This window comes from Duganella sp. BJB1802, from assembly GCF_013369445.1.
GTDB lineage: Bacteria > Pseudomonadota > Gammaproteobacteria > Burkholderiales > Burkholderiaceae_D > Rugamonas > Rugamonas vulcania_A.
In genome coordinates this window covers 153,611-160,478 of record NZ_JABWEF010000019.1, presented here as the reverse complement: position 1 = coordinate 160,478, position 6,868 = coordinate 153,611, and the positions used below count along the sequence as shown (strand labels likewise).

Genomic DNA, 6,868 nt, shown 5'->3' with positions numbered 1-6,868 from the left:
GCTGTTGGCGCCGGCCTGACCTCGGGCGCTGGGGGCGATGCCCCCGCGCGCCGCGCTTACCAGCTGTAGCCGGCCTTGGCGTAGTAGTAGCGGCCGTTGAAGCCGTTCGGCGCGAAGCCGCTGTACGGATTGATGCCGTTGTTGTTGAGGTTGCCCGCCGACGTGACCTGGTCCGGATAACGGTTGGTCACGTTGTCGATGCCCGCGCTCAGGCGCCAGTTCTTGTTGAGCTTGACGCTGCCCGACAAGTCCAGCACCCATTGCGGATCGTAGACCTGATCCAGCGCAGGATTATTCTGCGGCACGGTGAAGCTGCCGTAGCGGGTCACCACGCCGCGCGCGCCCCAGTCGCCCAGCGACCAGTCGGTGGCCAGGCTGAACTTGTCCTTCGGCGAGCCGACCGTGATGCGGTTGATGGTCTGGCGGTCGATCAGCGTCAGGCCGTTGGCGGTCAGGATGGCCGGGTTGTCGTTGACGTGCTCCAGCGAGTTCTTGTTGTGGTTGTAGGCCGCGGTGAAATCGTAGCGGCCGGCGGCCTTGGTGTCCCAGCGGTAGGTGCTGACCACGTCGACGCCGGTGGTGCGGGTGTCGATGGCGTTGGTGAAGTAGCGGCCGGCGCCGACCAGGATGGACTGCTTGGCCAGCGCCGCCTGCAGCGCCGGCGACAAGGTCATGTTGGCCGACAGCGCGATGCGGTCGTCGATGTCGATGCGGTAGGCGTCGACCGTGGTGTTCCAGTTGCGGGTGGGCGAGAACTGAACGCCGAGGCTGTAGTTACGGGCTTTCTCGGCCTTGAGCGGCGTCGCGCCCAGCGCCGACGCGGCGGCGCTGCCGACCGCGAAGGTGCCGGTCTCGATCGGCGTGTTCACCCCGTTCACCACCGAGAAGTTGGTGGTGGTGATGGTGTAGAACTGCTGCGCCAGCGATGGCGCGCGGAAGCCGGACGAGGCCGTGCCGCGCAGCGAGAAGTCCGGCGTGAACGCGTAGCGCGCCGAGCCCTTGGCCGAGGTGGTGCTGCCGAAATCGCTGTAACGCTCGTGGCGCAGCGCGCCCGAGGCCGAGAACTGCTTGGTGATTTCCGCTTCCAGGTTGGCGTAGACCGATTCGTTGTGGCGGCTGTTGCTGCCGGCGTTGATCGGGCGGAAGCCGGAGAAGCCTTGCGCGCCGCTGCCGATGTAGGACGCCTCGTCGCCGGCGCCGATCTCATATTTCTCGTGCCGCGCCTCGACGCCCAGCGCCACCGTCAGCGGGCCGCTGAAGGCCGCCACCGGATACTCCTTGGCGATGTCGAAGTTGAACAGCTGCTGCGTGTTCTTCAGCTTGCCCGCGTAGAAGTGGGTCGGGCTGGCGGCGTTCAGCGATTGGTTGACTGTGTGGTCCAGGTCCAGCTGGAACTCGTTGCTGCCATAGTTCAGGCTGGCGTCCCAGCGCCATCCGCCCGCCTCGCCGCGCAGGCCGGTGACCAGCGACAGGTCGGTCGACTCGCTGTTCTCCAGCGGCAGGAAGCCTTCCGGATACAGCGGCGTGCGTTGCGCCGTGCCGACCAGCGCGGTGCGCCAGGTGGCGGCGGCCGAGGTGTTGCGCTGGCCGTAGTTGGCGAAGGCGTACCAGTCGATGTCATCGTTGACGCGGTACTGGCTGTTGACGAACACGGTGCGCGGACGGGTCTCGGGATCGCCGAAGCGCTGGTTGACCTTGCCGTAGCGGGGTTCCGCCGGATTGCGCAGGTCGGGACCGGCGCGGTTGGTCGGATCGCGGTCGGACGCTTCCAGCGCCACGCGCACCCAGCCCTGGTCGCCCAGGTTGAAGCCGGTCGAGCCGCGCACGGTGAGCGCCTTGCCGTCGCGTTTCTGGTACTCGCCCCAGCCCACTTCGGCCTCGCCGCCGGCCGCGCCTTTTTTCAGGATGATGTTGATCACGCCGGCGATCGCGTCCGAGCCGTACTGGGCCGCCGCGCCGTCGCGCAGCACCTCGATGTGGTCGATGGCGGCCAGCGGGATCGCGTTCAGGTCCACCGGCGCCGAGCCGCGGCCCTGGGTGCCGTTGACGTTGACCACCGCCGAGGTGTGGCGGCGCTTGCCGTTGACCAGCACCAGCGTCTGGTCCGGCGACAGGCCGCGCAGCTGGGCCGGGCGCACCGCGTCGCTGGCGTCGGCGCCGGATGGGCGCGGGAAGTTCATCGACGGCAGCAGGCGGCCCAGTACGGTGGCCAGTTCGCTCGAGCCGCTGGCCTGCAGGTCTTTCGCGCCGATCACGTCGACCGGCGATTCGGAGTCGATGGTGCGGCGGTTCTTGGCATAGGTGCCGGTCACGACCACGGACTGCAATTCACCGTCGGCGACGGCTTGCTGGGCGAAGGCGGGAATGACGGTGGTGGCGATCAGGCTGCTGAGCAGCAGAGGGCGGGCGAGGGGATGGACGGTGCGGCGTGTGCTCATGAGACGGTCTTTCTACGTTGACGATGAGGAAAGCTTACCAGTGCGCAAAGTTGCTGCCCACGAATGGTTACGTCTAATGATATGCAAGATTGGGATAACGTGCAGGAACAACACTCTTTTCACGCGAGATCGGCGAAAAGAGTGTTGTTTAAAAGCGCCCGGTTATTGGCCGGGGTTGGGGATGGCGGCGTGGATGGCGTCGACCTGGGCCAGCACTTCTGGCGGCAGTTGCACGCTGTAGGCGTCGATGTTTTCCTTCAGCTGCGCCAGGTTGGTGGCGCCGATGATGGTCGAGGCCACGAACCAGCGCGAGTAGCACCACGCCAGCGCCAGCTGCGTTGGCGTGAGGCCGTTGGCGCGCGCCAGCTCGGCGTATTGCGCCACGGCGGACAGCACCGCCGGACGCAGGTAGCGCGGGCTCCAGGTCGGCGGGAACAGCGTCAGCCGGCCCTTGGCTTTCGGGTCGTCGTGGTACTTGGCGGTCAGCTGGCCGAACGCCAGCGGGCTGTAGGCCAGCAGGCTGACGTTCTCGCGGTAGCAGGTCTCGTCCAGCAGGCTGGTCTCGAAGTGGCGCGCGGTCAGGTTGTACAGGTTCTGGATGGTGGCGATGCGCGGCAGGCCACCCATCTCGGACTGCTTGATGAACTCGTTCACGCCCCAGCACGATTCGTTGGACACGCCGATCGCGCCGATCTTGCCTTCCTTGATCAAGTCGCCCAGCGCGGCCAGGGTTTCATCGATCGCCACGCAGGGACGCTCCAGCTTGGGATTGAAGGCGTTCGAGCCGAACACCGGCACGTTGCGGCTGGGCCAGTGCAATTGGTATAAATCGATATGGTCGGTCTGCAGCCGCTGCAGGCTGGTCTCGACCGCCGCGCGCAGGTTGGCGGCGTCGAAGTTCTGCTGGCCGCCGCGCACCCAGCTGATGTGCGGGCTGGGCCCGGCCGCCTTGGTGGCCAGCACCACCTTGCCGCGCGCGCCGCTCTTCTTCAGCCAGCTGCCGATGTGGCGCTCGGTCATGCCCTGCGTTTCCGCGCGCGGCATCACCGGGTACATCTCGGCCGTGTCGATGAAGTTGATGCCGCGCTCGAGCGCGTAATCCAGCTGGCTGTGCGCGTCGGCTTCGGTGTTCTGCTCGCCGAAGGTCATCGTGCCCAGGCAGATCTTGCTGACGCTGAGGTCGCTCGTTCCGAGTTGAGTCTGCTGCATGCCGTCTCCTTGGTTGTTCCTTAGTTGCCGCGCAGCGCGTCCGCGCAATCGCGCACCAGCGCCGGACCGGCGTAGATCAGTCCGCTGTACAGCTGCACCAGCTGCGCGCCGCACGCCATTTTCACCTTGGCGTCGGCGCCGCGCAGGATGCCGCCGACGCCGATGATGGGCACGGCATCGCCCAGCTCGGCCTTGAGCAGGCGGATCACCGTGTTGGACAGCTCGAACACCGGCGCGCCCGACAAGCCGCCCGCCTCGGCGCCGTGCAGCATGCCGGTGACGGCGTCGCGGCTGAGCGTGGTGTTGGTGGCGATCACGCCGTCGATCTTGTGGCGCAGCAGCGCGTCGGCGATGTTCTTGACCTGGTCGCCGTCCATGTCCGGCGCGATCTTCAGCGCCAGCGGCACGTAGCGCTTGTGCTGGTCGGCCAGGCGCAGCTGGGCGTCCTTCAGCGTGCCCAGCAGGCCGTCCAGTTCCGAGCCGCCTTGCAGCTGGCGCAGGTTCTTGGTGTTCGGCGACGAGATGTTGACCGTCACGTAGCTGGCGTAGGGATAGACCTTCTCCAGGCAGTGCAGGTAGTCGTCGGTGGCGCGCTCGATCGGCGTGTCGGCGTTCTTGCCGATGTTCAGGCCCAGCACGCCGGCCTTGTCCTGGTAGAAGCGCGACGACTGCACGTTGGCGACGAAGGCGTCGACGCCGCCGTTGTTGAAGCCCATGCGGTTGATGATGGCGTGCGCCTCCGGCAGGCGGAACATGCGCGGCTTGGGGTTGCCCGGCTGCGCGCGCGGCGTGACGGTGCCCACCTCGATCGAGCCGAAGCCCAGGTCGGCCAGCGCGTCGATGTAGGCGCCGTCCTTGTCCAGGCCGGCGGCCAGGCCGACCGGGTTTTTAAACGTAATGCCCATCACGGTGCGCGGGTCGGCCTTGGGCTGCTTGACCAGCTTGGTCAGGCCCAGGGCGGCGGCGCGCTTGAGTGCGGGAAGGGTGAAGTGGTGGGCGGCTTCGGCGTCCATGGAAAACAGCAGCGGACGGGCCAGCGAGTACAGGAATTTTTCGGACATGGGGAGCTCTTGTTGGTGTTCCCCGTATTTTATCAGGCGTCCAGCACGCTCCACTCGCCGCGGATGCGCGCCTCCAGCGGCTTGAAGTTGGTTTTGTACGACATCTTCGGGCTTTCCTTGATCCAGTAGCCCAGGTAGACGTAGGGCAGCTTGAGTTCGCGCGCCTGGGCGATCTGCCACAGCACGTTGAAGGTGCCGTAGGAAGCGCCCTCGACATCCGGGTCGAAGAAGGTATAGACCGACGACAGGCCGTCGGACAGCACGTCGATGATGCTGACCATGCGCAGCGTGCCGCCCGGTTCGCGGAACTCCACCAGCCGCGTGTTGACCCGGCTTTGCAGCAGGAATTGCGCGTACTGGTCGCGGCTGTCCTGGTCCATGCCGCCGCCGGCGTGGCGCTTGCTCTGGTAGCGCAGGTAGAGGTCGTAGTGCTCGTCCGAGAACGACAGCGTGGCCACGCCGGCGACCAGGTTGCCATGCTTGACCCACGCGCGCCGCTGGCCGCGGCTGGGCGCGAACAGGTCGGCCACCACCCGCACCGGGATGCAGGCCTGGCAGCCGTCGCAATACGGGCGATAGGTGAAGATGCCGCTGCGGCGGAAGCCGTTCTTGACCAGCTCGGAATACACGTCGGCGTTGATCAGGTGCGAGGGCGTGGCCACCTGCGAGCGCGCCTGGCGCGCGTCCAGATAGCTGCAGGGGTAGGGCGCCGTCGTGTAAAACTGCAGCGTCGCGAAAGGCAGATCGTTCAGGTGCGTCATGCGCGTCCTATCGAGAGCGGTGGTGTAAGCCTATGATAGCGCCAAGTTTCCGAAGGCGCTGGTCACCTTTAGCTTAACTGTCCGCAGCCAGCGGTGCAATGGGTTCCCACACAGTGATCTGAGGCAATTCAATAGTGTTGCGCAGATGCGCCAGGAATTGCGCGCGCGGAATCGGCGCCGCGCCCAGCGAGGCCAGGTGGCCGGTCTCCTGCTGGCAATCGATCATTTTCACGCCGTGTTGGCGCAGGAAGCGCACCAGGTAGGCCAGCGCGATCTTGGAGCCGTCGGTGACGCGCGCGAACATCGATTCGCCGTAGAACATGCGGCCGATCGAGACGCCGTAGGCGCCGCCGACCAGCTGGCCGTCCAGCCACAGCTCGGCCGAGTGGGCGTAGCCCAGCTTGTGCAGGCCGGTGTAGCCGGCGATGATGTCTTCCGAGATCCACGTGCCGGGGCCGTCCCTGCGCGGCGCGGCGCAGGCCCGCATCACCTGTTCGAAGGCGCTGTCGAAGCGCACCTGCCAGCGGCCACCGGCGGCCATCTCGCGCTCGACCTTGCGCAGGGTTTTCTTCAGGCTGTCCGAGATGCGGAACTGGTCGGTCATCAGCACCATGCGCGGATCGGTGCTCCACCACAGGATGGGCTGGCCTTCGGAAAACCAGGGGAAGATGCCGTGCCGGTAGGCCATCAGCAAACGCTGTGGCGACAGGTCGGCGCCGGCCGCCAGCAGGCCGGGCGCATCGGTGGTCAGCGCCTCCGCCACGTCGGGGAAGGGGCTGTCGGTTTCTAGCCAGGGAATCACGTTGTCGAGTTATCTGAACGCATGCTGCGGACTATGTCCTGGGTGTGGAAGCCGTAGCTGCCGCCCTCACGGATTTTGACGCGGTCGGCGAAAAACAGTTCCAGCGTGGCGTGAATGGTGGGGAAGGCCAGGTCGTCCCACGGAATCTCCGCCTCGCTGAACAGTTGCACTTCCAGGCTTTCCTCGCCGGGGGCGAAGTCCAGGTCCAGCAGCGTGGCCAGGTAGAACATGTGGACCTGGTGCACGCGCGCCACGTTCAGCAGCGAGAACATCTGGCCCAGCGCGATATTGGCGCCGGCTTCCTCCTGGGTTTCGCGGATGGCCCCTTCGGCGGTGGTTTCGTTGTTCTCCATGAAGCCGGCCGGCAAGGTCCAGTAGCCGTGGCGCGGCTCGATCGCGCGCTTGCACAGCAACACCTTCAGTTCGCCGTCGCGTTCCCACACGGGGATGGTGCCCAGGACCATCTTGGGGTTCTGGTAGTGGATGGTGGCGCAGTTGCCGCACACGTAGCGGGGGCGGTTGTCGCCGGCCGGGATCGCCAGGCTGACGGGGGCGGCGCATTCGGAACAAAATTTCATAGGGGATAACTCAAGTCGG

Annotated in this window: 6 protein-coding genes; all 6 read right to left on the bottom strand. The window is 66.3% G+C overall.

Translation table 11 applies throughout. From position 1 onward, the window contains the following. Positions 1-56: 56 nt before the first annotated feature. The 6 genes from HUX88_RS25775 to HUX88_RS25750 all read right to left on the bottom strand — a co-directional run bounded on the left by HUX88_RS25775 (position 57) and on the right by HUX88_RS25750 (position 6,849). A complete protein-coding gene (locus HUX88_RS25775) occupies positions 57-2,438 on the bottom strand; it encodes a TonB-dependent siderophore receptor (RefSeq protein WP_117011704.1) in 2,382 nt (793 codons plus the stop codon). A gap of 162 nt (positions 2,439-2,600) precedes the next feature. Continuing rightward, positions 2,601-3,647 (bottom strand): aldo/keto reductase, encoded by a 1,047-nt coding sequence (locus HUX88_RS25770; protein WP_176363615.1) that lies wholly within the window; start codon positions 3,645-3,647, stop codon positions 2,601-2,603. A 20-nt stretch (positions 3,648-3,667) separates the two neighbouring features. Then, on the bottom strand, positions 3,668-4,708 hold the full coding sequence (locus tag HUX88_RS25765) for a quinone-dependent dihydroorotate dehydrogenase (RefSeq protein WP_176363614.1): 1,041 nt from the start codon (positions 4,706-4,708) through the stop codon (positions 3,668-3,670). A 32-nt stretch (positions 4,709-4,740) separates the two neighbouring features. Next, positions 4,741-5,469, bottom strand: coding sequence for an arginyltransferase (locus HUX88_RS25760; protein ID WP_117011701.1), 729 nt, complete (start codon positions 5,467-5,469; stop codon positions 4,741-4,743). Between the two features lie 73 nt (positions 5,470-5,542). After that, entirely contained in the window at positions 5,543-6,271 is a 729-nt protein-coding gene (aat, locus tag HUX88_RS25755; protein ID WP_176363613.1) for a leucyl/phenylalanyl-tRNA--protein transferase, read from the bottom strand. Further along, positions 6,268-6,849: an NUDIX hydrolase gene (locus HUX88_RS25750; RefSeq protein WP_117011699.1), complete on the bottom strand. Its 582-nt coding sequence runs from the start codon at positions 6,847-6,849 to the stop codon at positions 6,268-6,270. The genes aat and HUX88_RS25750 overlap by 4 nt, the downstream gene beginning before the upstream one ends. Positions 6,850-6,868 lie beyond the last annotated feature (19 nt).